The 17,348-nt window shown below is 37.4% G+C and carries 14 protein-coding genes; 3 read left to right on the top strand and 11 right to left on the bottom strand.

Annotation, left to right across the window (positions count from 1 at the left end; translation table 11 throughout):
* Positions 1 to 2 precede the first annotated feature (2 nt).
* The 6 genes from mraY to mraZ are packed head-to-tail and all read right to left on the bottom strand — an operon-like array spanning position 3 to position 6,402.
* Entirely contained in the window at positions 3 to 1,214 is a 1,212-nt protein-coding gene (gene mraY, locus ACPDG9_RS11885; RefSeq protein WP_430527963.1) for a phospho-N-acetylmuramoyl-pentapeptide-transferase, read from the bottom strand.
* A gap of 15 nt (positions 1,215 to 1,229) precedes the next feature.
* Complete coding sequence (locus ACPDG9_RS11890) at positions 1,230 to 2,684, bottom strand: UDP-N-acetylmuramoyl-L-alanyl-D-glutamate--2,6-diaminopimelate ligase (protein WP_430527964.1); 1,455 nt, start codon at positions 2,682 to 2,684, stop codon at positions 1,230 to 1,232.
* The gene (locus tag ACPDG9_RS11895; RefSeq protein ID WP_430527965.1) at positions 2,681 to 4,693 is read right to left on the bottom strand and encodes a penicillin-binding protein; all 2,013 of its coding nucleotides are present in this window, start codon (positions 4,691 to 4,693) and stop codon (positions 2,681 to 2,683) included. Before ACPDG9_RS11895 ends, ACPDG9_RS11890 begins: the two co-directional genes overlap by 4 nt.
* Positions 4,684 to 5,043, bottom strand: a complete 360-nt coding sequence (locus ACPDG9_RS11900; RefSeq protein ID WP_430527966.1) for an FtsL-like putative cell division protein — start codon at positions 5,041 to 5,043, stop codon at positions 4,684 to 4,686. The genes ACPDG9_RS11895 and ACPDG9_RS11900 overlap by 10 nt, the downstream gene beginning before the upstream one ends.
* Positions 5,040 to 5,951, bottom strand: a complete 912-nt coding sequence (gene rsmH / locus ACPDG9_RS11905; protein ID WP_430527967.1) for a 16S rRNA (cytosine(1402)-N(4))-methyltransferase RsmH — start codon at positions 5,949 to 5,951, stop codon at positions 5,040 to 5,042. Before rsmH ends, ACPDG9_RS11900 begins: the two co-directional genes overlap by 4 nt.
* Positions 5,944 to 6,402, bottom strand: coding sequence for a division/cell wall cluster transcriptional repressor MraZ (mraZ, locus tag ACPDG9_RS11910; RefSeq protein WP_430527968.1), 459 nt, complete (start codon positions 6,400 to 6,402; stop codon positions 5,944 to 5,946). Before mraZ ends, rsmH begins: the two co-directional genes overlap by 8 nt.
* Positions 6,403 to 7,063: 661 nt before the next feature.
* On the opposite strand from mraZ, the gene ACPDG9_RS11915 reads away from it, so the two are divergent.
* Positions 7,064 to 7,828 carry an alpha/beta fold hydrolase gene (locus ACPDG9_RS11915; RefSeq protein WP_430527969.1) on the top strand — a complete coding sequence of 255 codons (765 nt, stop codon included), beginning with the start codon at positions 7,064 to 7,066 and terminating at the stop codon, positions 7,826 to 7,828.
* 4 nt (positions 7,829 to 7,832) lie between these two features.
* Positions 7,833 to 8,453: a ribosome biogenesis GTP-binding protein YihA/YsxC gene (yihA, locus tag ACPDG9_RS11920; RefSeq protein WP_430527970.1), complete on the top strand. Its 621-nt coding sequence runs from the start codon at positions 7,833 to 7,835 to the stop codon at positions 8,451 to 8,453.
* A 36-nt stretch (positions 8,454 to 8,489) separates the two neighbouring features.
* On the opposite strand, the gene ACPDG9_RS11925 is transcribed toward yihA, so the two are convergent.
* From ACPDG9_RS11925 to tyrS, 4 genes are all read right to left on the bottom strand, one after another.
* Positions 8,490 to 9,149 (bottom strand): response regulator transcription factor, encoded by a 660-nt coding sequence (locus ACPDG9_RS11925; RefSeq protein ID WP_430527971.1) that lies wholly within the window; start codon positions 9,147 to 9,149, stop codon positions 8,490 to 8,492.
* 127 nt (positions 9,150 to 9,276) lie between these two features.
* Positions 9,277 to 10,794 carry a RagB/SusD family nutrient uptake outer membrane protein gene (locus tag ACPDG9_RS11930; RefSeq protein WP_430527972.1) on the bottom strand — a complete coding sequence of 506 codons (1,518 nt, stop codon included), beginning with the start codon at positions 10,792 to 10,794 and terminating at the stop codon, positions 9,277 to 9,279.
* A gap of 4 nt (positions 10,795 to 10,798) precedes the next feature.
* Positions 10,799 to 13,894, bottom strand: a complete 3,096-nt coding sequence (locus ACPDG9_RS11935) for a SusC/RagA family TonB-linked outer membrane protein (protein ID WP_430527973.1) — start codon at positions 13,892 to 13,894, stop codon at positions 10,799 to 10,801.
* A 412-nt stretch (positions 13,895 to 14,306) separates the two neighbouring features.
* Positions 14,307 to 15,602: a tyrosine--tRNA ligase gene (gene tyrS / locus ACPDG9_RS11940; protein WP_430527974.1), complete on the bottom strand. Its 1,296-nt coding sequence runs from the start codon at positions 15,600 to 15,602 to the stop codon at positions 14,307 to 14,309.
* 182 nt (positions 15,603 to 15,784) lie between these two features.
* Here tyrS and ACPDG9_RS11945 point away from each other — a divergent pair, with 182 nt between their 5' ends.
* Complete coding sequence (locus tag ACPDG9_RS11945) at positions 15,785 to 16,780, top strand: NAD-dependent epimerase/dehydratase family protein (RefSeq protein WP_430527975.1); 996 nt, start codon at positions 15,785 to 15,787, stop codon at positions 16,778 to 16,780.
* An 8-nt stretch (positions 16,781 to 16,788) separates the two neighbouring features.
* Here the strand turns inward: ACPDG9_RS11945 and ACPDG9_RS11950 are convergent, their stop codons facing one another.
* Complete coding sequence (locus tag ACPDG9_RS11950) at positions 16,789 to 17,343, bottom strand: DUF4296 domain-containing protein (protein WP_430527976.1); 555 nt, start codon at positions 17,341 to 17,343, stop codon at positions 16,789 to 16,791.
* Between the last annotated feature and the right edge of the window lie 5 nt (positions 17,344 to 17,348).

The raw sequence follows: 17,348 nt of genomic DNA on the forward strand, positions 1-17,348 counted from the left end.
TCTTATCTCAGTTTTAGTGAAATCACACAGAACACTCCTAAAAGAATAGCTATAATCCAAAATCGGGTCACGATTTTACTTTCGTGATAGCCTTTCTTTTGAAAGTGATGGTGCAAAGGAGACATTAAAAATATTCGCCTTCCTTCTCCATATTTGTTCTTGGTGTATTTGAAATAGCTCACTTGTAACACAACCGATAGTGTTTCTGCAAAAAACACGGCGCACAGTACAGGAATTAATAACTCCTTACGCACAGCAATTGCCAATACCGCAATAATTCCCCCTATAGTTAAGCTACCTGTATCCCCCATGAACACTTGTGCAGGAAAGGTATTATACCACAAGAAACCAATCAATGCTCCGATAAATGCGGAGACAAAGACCGTCATTTCACCAGAATTAGGGATATACATGATATCTAAATAATTGGCAAAAATCACGTTCCCTGATATAAAGGCAAAAATACCCAGCACAAAAGTGGATATAGCAGAAGTACCCGCGGCCAATCCGTCAATACCATCTGTTAAATTTGCGCCGTTTGACACCGCTGTTACAATAAAAATCACAATTGGAATAAAAATTAGCCACGCATAATCGGTAGCTCCTTCTCCCATCCAACTGATTAACATACTGTAATCAAACTCATTATTTTTAAAGAACGGAATCGTTGTTGCTGTTGATTTAACATCATACTGACTAACCGCAACCTCGCTTAGCATGTGTTTTGAAGGAACTTCTCGAACTGTTACAGCCGGACTAAAGTACAAGACTGAACCTACAATAAGCCCTAATCCAACTTGACCAATGACCTTGAATCGTCCTTTTAATCCTTCTTTATCCTTTTTAAATACTTTAATATAATCATCTAGAAAACCAATCGCTCCCATCCATATTGTTGTCAAAATAAGGAGTAGAACATAGATATTATCTAATTTAGCAAACAGCAATACTGGGATTAACGTTGCAATAATAATGATAACTCCACCCATTGTTGGAGTCCCTGATTTTTCTTTTTGTCCTTCTAAACCTAGTTCTCTAACCGTTTCTCCAATTTGCATTTTTCTCAAACGACTAATAATGCGTTTTCCATAAATAATAGAGATCAACAACGAGAAGATCATCGCCATACCGGAACGGAACGTAATATACTGGAACACACCAGCTCCTGGTATTTTGAATAAACTTTCTAAGTATTGAAATACGTAATACAACATAACTATTTTCCTTTACTATAGTGCTAAAAATTCTTTTACTATTTCCAAATCACTAAAGTGACTCCTCACTCCTTTAATCTCTTGATACGTCTCGTGTCCTTTTCCTGCGATTAATATAATATCGCCTGGAGAAGCTTGCTGACAAGCTAATTTTATGGCTTGTTGGCGATCCTCTACCACAATGGTTTTCATCTTGTTTTGCGGTTCTACACCAGCTTCAATATCTTCTAATATTGCAGCAGGTTCCTCGAATCGCGGATTATCTGATGTGAATATTACTTTATTACTAAGATCAGATGCTATTTTCCCCATTTCTGGGCGTTTTGTTTTATCTCTATTGCCTCCACAGCCAACAACCGTAATCAGCTGTTCGTTGGTGGTACGAATACTGTTAATTGTGTCAATTACATTTGCTAAAGCGTCAGGCGTATGAGCGTAATCCACAATAGCCGTTACATTTTTTGAAGACACAATATATTGAAAGCGTCCTTCTACACTCGTCAGCTTACTCAAATGAATCAAGGCTTCTTCTAATGGAACGCCTAATTCTACAGTTGCACCTAATACAGCTAATAAATTATAAGCATTAAATGCTCCTATCAGTTGTACCCATACTTCTTGTTGGTTGATTTTCATCAACATCCCTGAAAACTGACTTTCTAAGATCTGACCTTTGTAATCCGCCATATTTTTCAAAGCGTAACTACAAACCTTAGCTGCCGTATTCTGAACCATAATAGGTCCATTTTTTTCGTCGATATTGGTCAAAGCAAAACTCCCTTTTTTCAACTGGTCAAAGAACGTTTTCTTCGCATCTCGATAAGCAGCAAACGTCTTATGGTAATCCAAGTGATCGTGCGTTAAATTGGTAAAAATGCCACCGGCAAATTGCAAACCAAATGTTCGATGTTGCACAATACCATGCGAACTTACCTCCATGAAACAAAATTCACATCCTTCTTCCGCCATCTGATTCAAATACGAGTTAATCGTAATTGAGTCAGGTGTGGTATGTGATGTTTCATAAATCGAATCACCAATGCGAATATTCACGGTTGACAATAGGCCAACTTTATACCCTAGACTAGTAAACATAGCGTATAACAACGTAGCAATGGTTGTTTTTCCATTGGTTCCTGTTACTCCAACTAGTTTTAATTTATGCGATGGATTGTCGAAAAAATTTGCTGCTAGTATTGCTAAAGCTTTGTTGCTATCTTCTACAACAACATAAACTACTCCTTCTGTCAAAACACTCGGCATTACTTGACACACAACAGCCGTTGCTCCTTTGTCAATAGCTTGTTGAATATACGTATGCCCATCCACTACTTCACCTACAATGGCAATAAACAGAGTTTTTGGCTCTACTTGACGCGAGTCAAAAGCCAAATGGTCTATTGTTGCATCAGTTGATCCAACAATAGACTGTATCTCTACTTTGTATAATATGTCTTTTATCTTTTTCACGATAGTTCTAAAACTACTTTTTGATTTTTATTTATTTTTTGTCCAGCTAGTATGGATTGCGTTTTGACTTTTCCTACTCCTTTTACTTGAACTTTTAACCCCAAGTTTTCTAATAAGGGCAATGCGTCCATCACTTGCATTCCTCTAACTTCTGGCATATTGAGCTCTCCTGTCTGATTTTGCGTTGTGAAGGATTGATAACTAGTAGCAATATTCACAGGCACCTCATTGGATTCTCTTATTTCTTTTGTTGTGGGCACATCGGTATATATCTTCTGTGCGATTCGCTTGAATACAGGTCCAGCCACATCTGCTCCGTAATAACTCTTAGATCGATCTGGTTTATGAATCACCACGATACAAGAGTATTTTGGGTTATCTGCGGGAAAATATCCTGCAAAAGAAGACGAATAATACATATCTGAATCATACCCTTTTCCCTTACCGTAATTTACCTGTGCGGTTCCCGTTTTTCCTGCCATAGAAAAATTAGGTGAATACAGCTTTCTACCTGTACCCTTTTTCACCGTATTAGCTAAAATAGCCTGCACTTGTGCAATGACTTCCGGTGAGGCAATTTGTGGATTCAAAACAACCTTATCAAATCTCTGAATGGTTTGATCAAATTCTTTGATCTCCGAAACGAAATAAGGTTTCACCATTTCTCCATTATTCGCCACCGCATTATATAAGGTCAGTGTTTGCAGTGGTGTTACCGATAATCCATAGCCAAAAGCCATCCACGGTAACGCCAAGCCACTCCAGCCTTTCTGACCAGGCTTTGGTATATAAGGTGTCGCTTCTCCTTTTATCTTTACACCTAATGGCTTATCCATCCACAAGAAGCTCAAATAATCCGTAAACACCTTTGGGTCATTTTTGAAAGCCTCATCCACTGCTTGAGTAATCACTGTATTAGACGACAATTCAATCCCTCTTGCTAACGATATTTTTCCATATCCCCCATGTTTCGAATCGCGAACTCTTGCATTGTAAAAGCGAACAATCCCATTATTGGTGTCAAATACCCGAGCAGTATCGATTTGTTTTTTTTCAAGCAAGGCCAAAAGCGAAGCTACTTTAAACGTTGATCCTGGTTCGTGTTTTTCACCAACGGCATAATTCACGGTTTCATAGTAAGCACCCGTCTGCGGATCCCTACCCAAATTGGATATTGCGCGAATAGCACCCGTTTTTGTTTCCATAACGATTACACATCCATGATCTGCACTGTATTTATCCAAGGATTGCAACAAAGCGTGATGAGCAATATCTTGAATATATACATCAATGGTCGAGATCACATCTTTTCCATCTATGGGCTCTATTTCATTTTCATCGTTAATGGGTTTCCATTGATTCTTAGCTAAACTCTGCATCTTTCGCTTGCCATCATACCCACTGAGGTAATCGGTAAACGCCCCTTCAATTCCAACTCTTCCAAAAGTTCCATCCTCATTTTTTCGTTCATACCCTATCGTCCTTTTTGCAATTCTTCCAATCGGATGTTGACGTACTGTTTTTTGAGAAGAAATAAATCCTCCGCCATTTCCACCTCTTCTAAAGAGAGGAAAATTTTTAATTCGCACATATTCTATATAGCTCAGATTTCGAGCAATTAAAATATAACGGCTTTTAGATGCTCGTCCCTTTCTCAACATACTTTCATAGTGAGCACTAGACTTTTTAAACATCACTGCCAACGAATCCGCTAAAGGCTTTACTTCCTTTTCAAAAACTTCTTGTTTAGGAGCAACCCCGTCAAAACGTATTTCAAAGACCGGCACTGAGGTCGCTAATAAGCTCCCGTCAGCAGAATAAACATTCCCTCTATTAGCTTCTATTATTTCTTCTTTTACTCTGTTTTCACTTCGCGCTTTTTGTCGAAGTTCACTTCCTTCTACACCTTGAATTAATAGTAACCGATAGACAACCCCACCTGCTAGAAATAAGACTATCGCAGTGACGACATAAATATTGATGTAAATATTTTTGTTCCCTAAGGCCATAGTTTATTCCAAGCTGTTTTACTTTCTTCTTCCTTCAACACCTTTATCTTTTGTGGTGGTGTCTCGGAAGGATAAATTCCTTCTTCTTCTAATTTTCGCGTGATCGTTGACTCCATTTTCAGTTCCATAAGTTCTGATCGCGTCGCCACAAACTCAGCACGTAGCATTTTCACTTCATGTGTTAATTTTCCAATTTTGAACACCTTTGATTCATATCGTTGGGTGTTTCCAATCAGAATCATACCTAACACAATCACATATACAATAAACCCCCATGTTTTCGCCGAATTCTCGTTAACGAGAATCTTCGCTTTAATAATATCTACAGGACTTGGTATTGTTTTTTTCATTTTTTCTCTGCAATTCTCAACTTCGCTGATCGCGCTCGGTTATTTACTGCTATTTCTTCGTCCGTTGGAATAATTAACTTTCCTAATTGCTTCAACGGAACTTCAAATCGTCCAAACATATCGCGCTCTGGTTCACCTTCGAACATCCCATTTTTCATAAAGCGCTTTACTAATCGATCTTCCAAAGAATGATAGGAAATAACACTAAGTCTCCCTTCTGGTTTTAACACCTCCATACTTTGTTCCAACAGTTCTTTGAGGACTTCAATTTCTTGATTCACCTCTATTCGAATGGCTTGATACACTTGTGCTAAAATTTTAGCACTCTTGTGAGCGGGTAAAAATCTCGACAAAACTTGTTTGAGTTGATCTGTATTTTTGATCTCTCCTTCTTGTCTTGCCTTAACAATTGTATTAGCCATTGCCCCTGCATTCTTCAATTCTCCATATACACTGAGTACATATCTCAAATCTCTTTCTTCGTAATCATTCACGACGTGATGAGCAGATAACTCGCCGTTTTGATTCATCCTCATATCGAGTTCTCCATCAAAACGAGTAGAAAACCCGCGTTCTGCTACATCAAATTGATGAGAAGAAACACCTAGGTCCCCTAGAATTCCATCTACTTCTCGAACACCATAAAACCTCAAATAACGCTTTAGGTATCTAAAATTTTGATTAATCAAGACAAATCGAGGATCGTCAAGTGCATTCTTTACCGCATCATCATCCTGATCAAATGCAAATAATTTTCCGTTTTCACCAAGGCGACTCAATATTTCGCGTGAGTGCCCTCCTCCTCCAAACGTCACATCTACATAAATCCCATCGGGACGGATATTTAATCCATCCACACTTTCTGTCAACAAAACAGGTCTATGATATGCGTATAAATCTTTAGTCATCAAAACTTATATTACTCATTACTTCTTGCGCCAATGCTCCAAAATCAAAATCATCTGGTTCTAACGTAGCCTCATACAGGTCTTTATCCCATATTTCAACGATATTGACCTTAGAAGCCATTACAATTTCTTTTGTTATGTTTCCAAACTGCAAAAGATCCTTTGCTATTAGCAAACGACCCGCATCATCAATATCGACTAGCTTTACCCCTGCCATAAAAGCACGAATAAACGTATCAACTTTCTTATCAAATGGATTTAGCTTATTAATTTTCAACATCATCTTCTCCCATTCAGCCATTGGCCATAGCTCCAAACACGTTTCAAATACCGATCTCTTCAACACAAAACCATCGGCAATAGCAGGCAACTGCTTCTTCAAAGAAGCAGGCACCAATACCCTACCTTTGGTATCTACCTTACATTCATATGTACCGATAATTGACGTCAAAATCTAATTTTATGTATACTTAGCAAATGTAATTATTTTTTTACCACTTTTACCCACTTTTACCCACTTTGTTGATAAGTTTTCTAAATATACCGTATTTACTGACCTCAATAAGTGATTTTAACGATAATCGAGTCGCATTTTAGGATCAAACTAATTGATTTGAACTCACTTATCTCCTCAATACAGGCTTCATTTCACCCTCACCCACCCCATTCCTTTATATTTATAGTTTTAACTAAAATGATTTTTTTTAACCAATCAATATCAAATCTAAGTAACAAAAGAACAGAAACTCGTTTTGCTAAAAAAAAGTGTATTTTTTATCTTTTTCACTTCTTTCAAAGCAAGGTTTTTCCCTTTAGAAAACCTCACTTATCTCGTTATTTTCGCGCTTTACTACTTACTATTCTACCATTCTGAGAACCTTTTCACAGAGTATTTACCCATCTGAGAATTGCCCCTACTAAAAAAAGAACCCGTAGTCCGATTGGACTAAAAAAGCAACACTTACCCTCCTAAAAAACACACCTATAGATCTGTGTTTTAGGATAAGTCTCTTTCTTTTTCGTATCTGCCTATATTTTATCCTTTTATTACAATAGATGTCTCTATTAAAAATGTATATTTGTAGGAATTTAAAAATCGCAAGTAAGAGCTAATGGAGCGAACTTTAAAAGAAGACGGTAAATTCCGATATATGGAAGTTGGTGAAGGAACACCAATTATCATCTTACATGGATTAATGGGAGGACTTAGTAATTTCGATGGAGTTGCAAATTTCTTTCCTCAAAAAGGCTACAAAGTTGTTATCCCTGAATTGCCTTTATATACCAATAGCATTTTAAAAACGAATGTAAAAGCCTTTGCTAAGTTTGTAAAGGACTTTATTGAGCGCATTGGTTATAAAGATGTTATTATATTAGGGAATTCACTAGGCGGTCATATCGCTTTGTACTTTGCAAAAATGTATCCAGAACATCTAAAAGCTATGGTTTTGACAGGAAGCTCAGGACTATACGAAAGCGCTATGGGTGATAGTTATCCAAAGCGTGGAGACTATGAATACATCCGCAAAAAAGCAGAAGACGTATTTTATGATCCTGCAGTAGCAACTAAAGAAATCGTAGATGACGTATTTGCAACCGTTAACGATCGAATGAAATTAATTAAGACCTTAACAATTGCCAAAAGTGCAATTCGACACAATATGTCGAAGGACTTACCTAAAATTAATGTTCCAACTTGTTTAATCTGGGGAAAAAACGACAAGGTAACTCCGCCTGAAGTTGCTGTAGAATTTCACGAATTACTCCCTGACTCAGATCTCTATTGGATTGATAAATGTGGGCATGCTGCTATGATGGAGTGTCCAGATGAATTCAATGAACTATTGAATAAGTGGTTCAACGAACGTAACATATAAAACAATGAAAATAAATACAGCAACCTTTGTAATGAGTAACTCTGATGTAAGTAAGTGCCCTAACGAGCCTTTACCAGAGTATGCATTCATCGGGAGATCCAACGTTGGAAAGTCTTCCTTAATCAATATGCTTACCAACTCTAAATCTTTAGCTAAGACATCCTCAAGACCGGGAAAAACACAGTTAATCAACCACTTTAAGATTAATTCTAATTGGTTTTTAGTTGACTTACCTGGTTATGGATACGCTAAAGTTTCTAAAAAAACGAAAAGCGTTTTCCAAAAATTCATCACGGAATATTTTGAGAAACGCAGACAATTGGTTTCTGCTTTTATTCTAATTGACATTAGACACGAAGCACAAAAGATTGATCTGGAATTCATGGAATATTTAGGAGAAGCTAGGATTCCGTTTGGTATCATCTTCACCAAAGCAGACAAAGTAGGAAAAACCAAAGTACACCAATTAGTAGCAGATTATCAGAAACAACTATTAAATGGGATGTGGGAAGAAATGCCTCCTTATTTTGTTACCTCCTCAGAGGATAAGACAGGAAGAGATGAAGTATTAGCCTATATTGATTCGATTAATCAGGATATCTTTAAAAATTCATTACCGATATAAAACAAAAAAAACTGCCAAGGCAGTTTTTTTTTGTTTCTAAATATAATAGTCGTTCACTGTTATAATACCCGCTCGTATAGCATAGCGCGTGGCGTCATGCACACTATTTACCTCTAATTTTTTAAATATATTTTTGCGATGGGTGATCACCGTATGAATACTTATATTTCGGTCTGCCGCTATTTCTTTGGTCATCTTTCCAGTTGCGATCTCCTTTAAAATTTCCCTTTCTGCATTGGTCAGCACTTGATCTACTTTAAAAGCCGTAGACTTATAAGAATTAAATACCTCCTGAACACATGCTGCAATGTAGTGCTCTTCTTGACAAATCGACGTCAAGGCTTTTATAAGTTCTTGTATAGTATTGCTTTGTTGCACCATATTAAAACCATTTACAGACTTCATGTGCAACATTTTCTTTAACCAAACTTCAGGCAACTCTTCCAACCACATCACCCAAGTACTGCGTTCATATGTAGTTTTCAATTCGTAGATAGCATCTACGTGCTGCAATAATTGATAGGTAGTAGGATTAAAAAAAACATACCCTTCATTATTTTTCTTTAAAAACAGTTGAATATCTTGGACTGTAGTTAGGTCATGCCAAACAATATCTTCTTGGCAAACCTGTACTGCTACCGTTTTTATTCCCAACCGAACTAATTCTTTTTCTTCTAAAATAGCAATGTGCAACATATCTCACCTTTATCTAACAAAATTAAGCAAATAATTTTAGGTATAAACAGGAAAAGGCTGTCGAATAGACAGCCTCTCCCCTCATTACTGATCGAATAAAATAAACAACTAATTGAATTTATCCCGCTTACAAATTCGGGTTTTCTCTTTCTTCTACTGCTGGTATTTGGTATAAATAATACGGACTATTGGCAACAAACGGACTTTGATCTGGAAAATTCAACGCATAATGCCCATTAGCAGTCATTAATTTTGTTATGCTTTCCTCATTTCCATTCGCATCGCGTACTACATACGTGTACTCCACCTTACTTTGTTCGTATTTTTTTCGAACGACTGCTTTTTGGTTTCTTACAATATCAACTAAGCTAAAGCCCTCCCCAAACAATTCTTTTCTTCTCTCAAGCCAGATTGCTTCTAGTAAATCATTTCCTGATAAATTCGTTGCCAAAGCAGCATTCCTAGCTTGCTTCACTGCATTTAATTTATTGATTGCATCTCCATCATGTAAGCGTGCTTTTGCTTCTGCATTGATCAAATAAATCTCTGATGTACGCATCAATACAATATCTGCAATTTGCCCTGCTTTAAATTTAAACTTACCATAACGCATCCAAACTACTGATGCTTTCCCAAGATCTGCTCCCGGGTCTGGCGCCCAATTAATCATAGATTTTCTATAATCCCCCTCTTCAAATAAATCTTTAAAGTGCGGATCGGCATTAAAGCTATAATAATAACTATCTTTAGAAGTCACGTCTAAAAAGTGAAACTGATACGAAGCACCACTTTGATCTGGTGTTTGCGGATGCCCCCAAATCCACTCTCGGTTATTGACATCATTGAACCCTGATTTATACTCTATTTCGTTCATCAAGTAATCATTCTTCACCAACAAGCGATCCGAGTACTCTTTGGCCTGTTCCCAATTTCTAGCATATAAATTTGCTCTAGCCAATAAACCTAAAACTACCTCTTGATCAAATTGAAATTTTTGTTCACGAACATACCCCTCTGGAATTAAGACTAATGCTGCTTCCAAATCCTCCAGTGCTTGGTTATACACTTCCGTTACAGTTGCTCTTTTACCTGGTTGAGATTTAGCTGTAGTTGGCTCTAAATAAATAGGAGCGGTTAATGCATTAGGGTCTTTATCAATAGCAAAGCTATAAGAAGAAGCTAAATGCAAATACATAAATCCTCTCAAAGCATACGCTTGCCCTTTGACTCTTCTTCTCTCCCCTCCATCACCTTGTGCTTCATCAATAGTAGCCAAGATATTGTTCATATTGTTAATTGTCTTATAGGTCAAATTCCAACTCAGCGAATTTGTCCCTCCTTTTCCGTACAAAGCATTGAATTGATAGTGCGAACCAAATCCATACTTGTTCGTTTGCAACACTACATCATTTCCCATAGCATCGCTAGCACGTAAAAAGGACCCAAATCCTGGATTTGCGTATGAATTGAATGTCTCCATCAATTGTCCCCAACTCCCATTTAAAACCTTTTCGCTACCCGAAACTGTTTTAAACACTTCTTTTTTCTCCATGGCATCTGTTGGTGAAGTTTCTAATTCACAAGAAACCAATCCCAAAGAAAGTAGTAAGAATAAAACTTGTATATAATTGATCTTATTTTTCATATGCTTATAGTTTTAAATTTAATCCCACCGAAATGGTTTTCATTGCAGGGTAACGATAATAAGTTGTACCATCGAAGTTTTGTTCTGGATCTAACCCCTGTTGTTTGGTCCAGGTAAATAAATTCTCTGCTTGTAGATACAGGGACGCTTGACCGATATTCACTTTATCCAACCATTCTTGTGGGAAATTATACGCAAGAGAAAGTGTTTTTAATTTCAAGAAAGAACGATCTACCAAGAAACGATCAGAGGAATACGTCCATCTTCCTGAATCTGCAGTAGTCAATCGACCTACATCTGCATATGGGTTTTCAGGAGTCCAACGGTCCAGCATATCCACACTCCAAGTTCCTCCACCTGGGTCGTTACTCATTAAGCTTGTTTTATCACTGTTGTAAATCTTTCCACCAATAGTATAAGAGAAGTTCGCCGTGATTTGCCAGTTTTTATAGCTTAAATCCGTATTGAATCCTCCTGAAAACTTAGGAAGTGAATTTCCTTTTTTAATTTTATCCTTATCTTTTAACTCAGAATAATTTTCTGTGATATAGCGATTTCCATCTGCATCTGTTCCATACCATCTTGGTTTCCCTGTTTGTGGATCTGGTCCTGCCCATTCTTGTAAATAGAAATCATATATTGAACCTCCCTTAGCCCATCTTTTTGTTCCAGAAAACATCTCATCCGATGGAAGAGAAACAATTTTATTTTTATAGGTTGTGATGTTCATCCCTAATTTCCATTTCCAATCAGCTGTGCGGATAGGATATCCCTCTAATGAAAGTTCCAATCCATAGTTTTTCATTTTCCCAACATTTTCTAAGATGGAGGTAAATCCTAAAGACGGAGCAATCGATTTACTAAATAACAAATCTTTAGAAGAACGCTCAAAATATTCTACCGTACCACTTAATCGATTATCCAATACAGCAAAGTCAAATCCAATATTCATATTCATATTGGACTCCCAACTCAATTCTGGTGTTTCCAAACGAGAAGCTACTAATCCGGGATTCCCTAAGTTATTGTAAATGTTATACAGCTCTTGATAAGCGTAATATCCAACTTTATCATTTCCTTGCGCACCATAACTAGCACGGAACACCAATTCATTTAACCAAGTATCGCGATACTGTTGCATGAAGTCCTCCTCAATAATTCTCCAGGAAGCCCCCACAGACCAAAACCCTCCCCAACGTTTTGCTTTAGCGAAACGGGAAGACCCATCTGCACGGTAAGAAGCTGATAAATAATATTTTTTATCATAGGAATACTGTGCGTTTCCAAAAAAACTCAACATTTTATACTCATCTGCTTTACCGTAAAAATCAACTAATCGGGAAGCTGCATCCGGCTGCTCATAGCCTAGCATAGCTAATTGTTCTCTAGCACCCCCAAAATAGTTTGACTTGTATTGGTAATACTCCTGTCCGACCATAAAGGCTAAACTATTTTTATCATCTAAATCTAGATCGTAATTCAGGACGTTATTATACGTCATACTAACTGTACGCGTGTTTCGCATACTAACCCCACCTCCTGTTGAACTAGATGGCCCAATTTCCGGATTAGTTACATTGTGTTTATATTCACTGTTGTAGTCTATATTCAACGAGGTTTTAAACTTCAAATTATCCAAAAACTTAATTTGAGCATAGGTGCGCACGGTAGCAATGTCAAATTTGTTTTCTGCTTTGTCTAATGGCAATGTAGCAACTAAGTTATGACGGGCATAAGCACTTGCCCTATAGGTACCAAAGTCATAAATACGTTTCCCTGTTTCTGGATCTAACACATAAGCTCCAGTGGTTAAATCACGTTCGTAAATCGGATAAAAAGAAGGCATATTACGTCCAAAACCAATTACGTTTCCGATTGCACTATCATCTTGTTTAGGATAATCTTGAATAGCATGTGAAGCAGAGGCATTTAATCCCAATTCCAACCAATCTTTCGCGTCCACCACTAAATTCGTACGGAAATTAAAACGTTTAAATCCCGATTCTTTTACATAACCTTGGTTGTTTAAAAATCCTCCTGATACAAAATATCTCGATTTTTCACCTCCACCTGACACACGAACATTCAAGTCGGTGTAATTAGCCGATTGAGATAACGCATCGGTCCAATTGTCATTCCAAAGTGGCTGCAATCCCGCCTGCAATTTTCCATCTGTCCCCACGGGTTGAGGATTATTTAATCCATACGGATTAATACCGACGAAATTGATTAAATTGTCTGTAGCATATTGATTAGCTGTAGCCCAATCCGCACCAGTATTATCCATATGCCCATTGCGAATAGATTCCCAATACAATTCCATGTACTGATTAGTTCCCAATGTTTTATAGTCACTTCTCGCTCGACTTGAGGTTCCGTATTTAGCTGATATTTCAACTTGAGGTTCTTGATTTTTCACTCCTCTTTTGGTTGTAATCATAATCACACCATTGGCTGCTCGAGAACCATATAATGTAGCAGCTGTTGCATCTTTTAACACAGAAATAGATTCAATATCTGCCGGAGCAATAGCAGATAGACCACCTTCATAAGGCACTCCATCTACTACGTATAAGGGTTTGCTATCTGCATTGATGGAACCAATACCACGAATGCGGATTTCCGCTTCTGAACCTGGTTGCCCACTTGCTGCAAAAGATTGAACCCCCGCTACCGAACCTTCTAAGACTCTTGAGACATTGCTCACTTGCGTTTGCCCAATCGCCTTAGCGCTAACTAATCCAACTGATCCTGTATATGTCTTTTTATTGGCCGTACCATAAGGCACTTGAATAATGACTTCTTCTAGATTCTCGGTCTGAGTTTCTAGGTAAATATGAAGCTCCGTCTGATTGGATATTTTTACTTTTTTAGTGGTATATCCAATAAAAGAAAACGCGATAGTTTGATTTGGCTCTACTTTTATACTGTAGTTACCATCGAAATCCGTTGCGATTCCCTTGCCTGTTTCTACTATGGTTACGCTTACACCTGGCAAACTTCCACCTACATCAGAGACAGTACCTTTCAGTGTAAACTCCTGTGCTTGTAACTGATATATTCCCATCAGTACAAAAACAATTTGTAAAATTTTTTGCATAGATTGTTCCTTTGATTGCCAGAGTCTTCTAGCAATACATTACTAATAAATGATAGAATTAAAATGAAAAGGATGTTGAAATAGAACATCCGAAATAGGTAATAGACGTGCTAGCTACAACATAAATTCACGCAGCACTTCATCGACATAGAAGAAGAGTTTTCCTGTTGATTCCAAGGAAGAGAAGAAGTTGTTTTCGCTAAAAAAACTAGAAACTGCATAGTACTACTTTTTACATGATCCCCTTTGTTCTTTTATTGTTCTATAAAAAGCAAAGAGTTTTTTATTTGTTTTTAATAAGGCAAAGATAGTACCTCAACAAACAGAAGTAAATACCACGTATATGGTAGATTTAAAAACAAAAAAGGTTATCCCAATAAAGAGATAACCTTTTCATATGTTCTATTTGATTCTATTGCTTTACGTGTAAAATAAAGTAATTCTTTTTTCCTTTTTGTAAAAGTATGAATTGATCGTTGATCAAATCACCAGAAGTCAGAATAGCTTCTTCCGTTACTTTTTCTCTATTTACAGCGATAGCATTTGCTTGTAAAGAGCGACGTGCCTCACCATTAGAAGGCATAAATCCGCTTTTTCCTGCTAAAGCTTCGATAATCGGAAGTCCAGCCTCAACATCAGCTTTTGCAATTTCTGCTTGTGGCACTCCATCAAATACTTCTAGGAACGTTTTTGCATCCAATTGTTTTAAATCATCCGCTGATGAATTTCCAAACAAAATTCCAGAAGCTTTAATTGCATTTTCTAGATTTTCTGTTCCGTGTACCATGATAGTTACCTCTTCTGCCAAACGCTTTTGTAAAACGCGTAAATGCGGTGCTTCTTGGTGTTCTTTCACTAAAGATTCGATTTCCTCGCGCCCAATAAAGGTGAAGATTTTGATGTATTTTTCTGCGTCTGCATCCGAAACGTTTACCCAGTATTGGTAAAATTTGTACGGTGATGTATACTCAGCAGACAGCCAAATATTTCCTCCTTCAGACTTACCAAACTTTGTACCGTCAGCCTTTGTGATTAAAGGACAAGTTAATGCATAGGCTTTCTCACTAATTGTACGGCGAATTAATTCTGTTCCTGTGGTGATATTTCCCCATTGATCAGAACCACCCATTTGCAACGTTACGTTCTTTGCCTTGAATAGATGCAAAAAGTCATACCCTTGCATCAATTGATAACAAAACTCTGTAAAAGACATTCCATCTTGGAATTCACCGTTTAGGCGTTTTTTCACAGAATCTTTAGCCATCATATAGTTCACAGTAATGTGTTTTCCTACTGTTCTAATGAATTCTAAGAAAGAAAAATCTTTCATCCAGTCGTAATTGTTCACTAATTCTGCTGCATTTCCTGCACCTGAATTAAAATCCAAAAAGCGTTCTAGCTGAGCTTTGATCGCATTTTGATTGTGACGTAAAGCTTCTTCTGACAATAGATTTCGTTCATTTGATTTTCCAGATGGATCTCCTACCATTCCTGTCGCACCTCCAATCAAAGCGATCGGTTTGTGTCCAGCCATCTGAAAATGCTTTAAAAGCATTACACCTACTAAATGTCCAATATGCAATGAATCCGCTGTTGGGTCAATTCCCACATACGCCACACGCATCTGCTCCAACAAATGTTCTTCAGTGCCTGGCATAACGTCGTGGAGCATTCCTCTCCAAGTCACTTCTTCAATAAAATTTTTCATTTAATTATATTTTATGCAAAGATAGTTCAATTCCTTACGCTATTAGAACTTTTTTTTGATACATCTGCATTTTTATTGCTTTCAAACTCTTCAAAACGATACGTTGAAAATACGGGCGTTACTTTAAAACTTTTACTCCTATTCTTTCACTATCTAAAACATAACCTTTACATTTGTTTATTATGATACTTGTCACAGGTGCTACAGGCTTAGTAGGAAGCCACCTTTTATTACATCTTCTTCAGCAGGGGGAGCAACAAGTTTGTGCCCTCTATCGAGAGGCAAAACGCATCGAAAAGACCCAGCAACTATTTGTCTTACATCAGGTACCAGAATTGTTTGAGCGCATCACTTGGAAACAAGCTGACATTTTGGACTTACCCGCACTGGAAGAAGCTTTTCAAGGAGTGACACATGTTTATCATTGTGCGGCCTTTGTGTCTTTTGACCCGAAAGACGAGAAAAAAATTCGAAAAACGAATATTGAAGGAACGGCAAACATTGTCAATCTATGTCTTGCTTTTTCCATCGAAAAACTGTGTCACGTCAGTTCCATCGCTGCTTTAGGGGAAACACTACACCCCTCTATTCCAATCACAGAACAAACAGAATGGAACCCCGAACTTTACCACAGCGATTATGCCTTGAGTAAATTTGGTGCTGAAATGGAAGTATGGCGAGGAACACAAGAAGGCTTGAATGTAGTCATTGTCAATCCAGGCGTGATTTTTGGACGTGGTTTTGGCAGAGAGGGAAGCGGAGAACTTCTCTATAAAGTAAGTCGTAATTTTCCTTTTTATACTGAAGGCACTACAGCTATTGTTGCAGTAGAAGACGTTGTATTTTGCATGCATCAGTTAATGCGTAGCACTCTTGTAAATGAGCGCTATACCCTTGTTGCAGCAAACCTAAGCAACAAAGCACTTCTGCATCAAATTGCCGCTATATTACACAAAAAGCCCGCGCGCGTCCCATTGGGTCGCTTCGGATTATCTCTCGTATGGCGATTGGATACTCTGATGAGCATCCTAGGAAAAAAAAGAAGCTTTACACGTGCAATCGCGAAAGCTTCCCTAAGTTGTTTTTATTATGATGCTTCTAAAATTGAGCAAACCCTCAAATTTCAATTTACATCTCCTGCTGTCTTTTTAGAAAGGACAAGCAAGTCTTTGAAATAATTCTTAAGTTATTCTAGTATTTTTTTCTTCTCCGTTAATTTAAGCTTCTTCATTTGTAATTTAGGAGCTTTTTTGATTACCTGCTTATTTTTTGTTGTTGGTTCTAATTTATCAGCTGTAGTATCAACAGAACTTATCGGTTGAAGTTCAGCCTCCTGTATCGTCGTTTTCTCCGTTAACGAATCCGACGTTTTTGACAGCTCAACACGCTCATCCGTTCGAGGAAGGTGTTCTTCTAATTTTTCCTGTTCTTTTTTCAATCGATCCATCACGCGCATTTGCATATCAAAATACACTCCTTTTTTCAAGGCAATATAGTAACGGCTATTTTCAACAAATGCCAAGCTATCAATATCGTGTTTTTTAAAAATATCACTCATTTGGATCGTTTTAACCGTATCAATAGCAAAGGAGTTTGTATTCTGTGCTCCATACAACAGTGTAACGTCATACAAGATATCCTCCATTTTAGATTCCTCAATAAAAGGAGTTGGCTTTGTTTTATCTTGTTGACAAGCGTATAATAAAGCTGTCATTAAAAAAGTAAGTAGTATATGCTTCATTTTAT

Origin of the sequence: Myroides sp. C6-3, assembly GCF_050522425.1 — a bacterium.
GTDB lineage: Bacteria > Bacteroidota > Bacteroidia > Flavobacteriales > Flavobacteriaceae > Flavobacterium.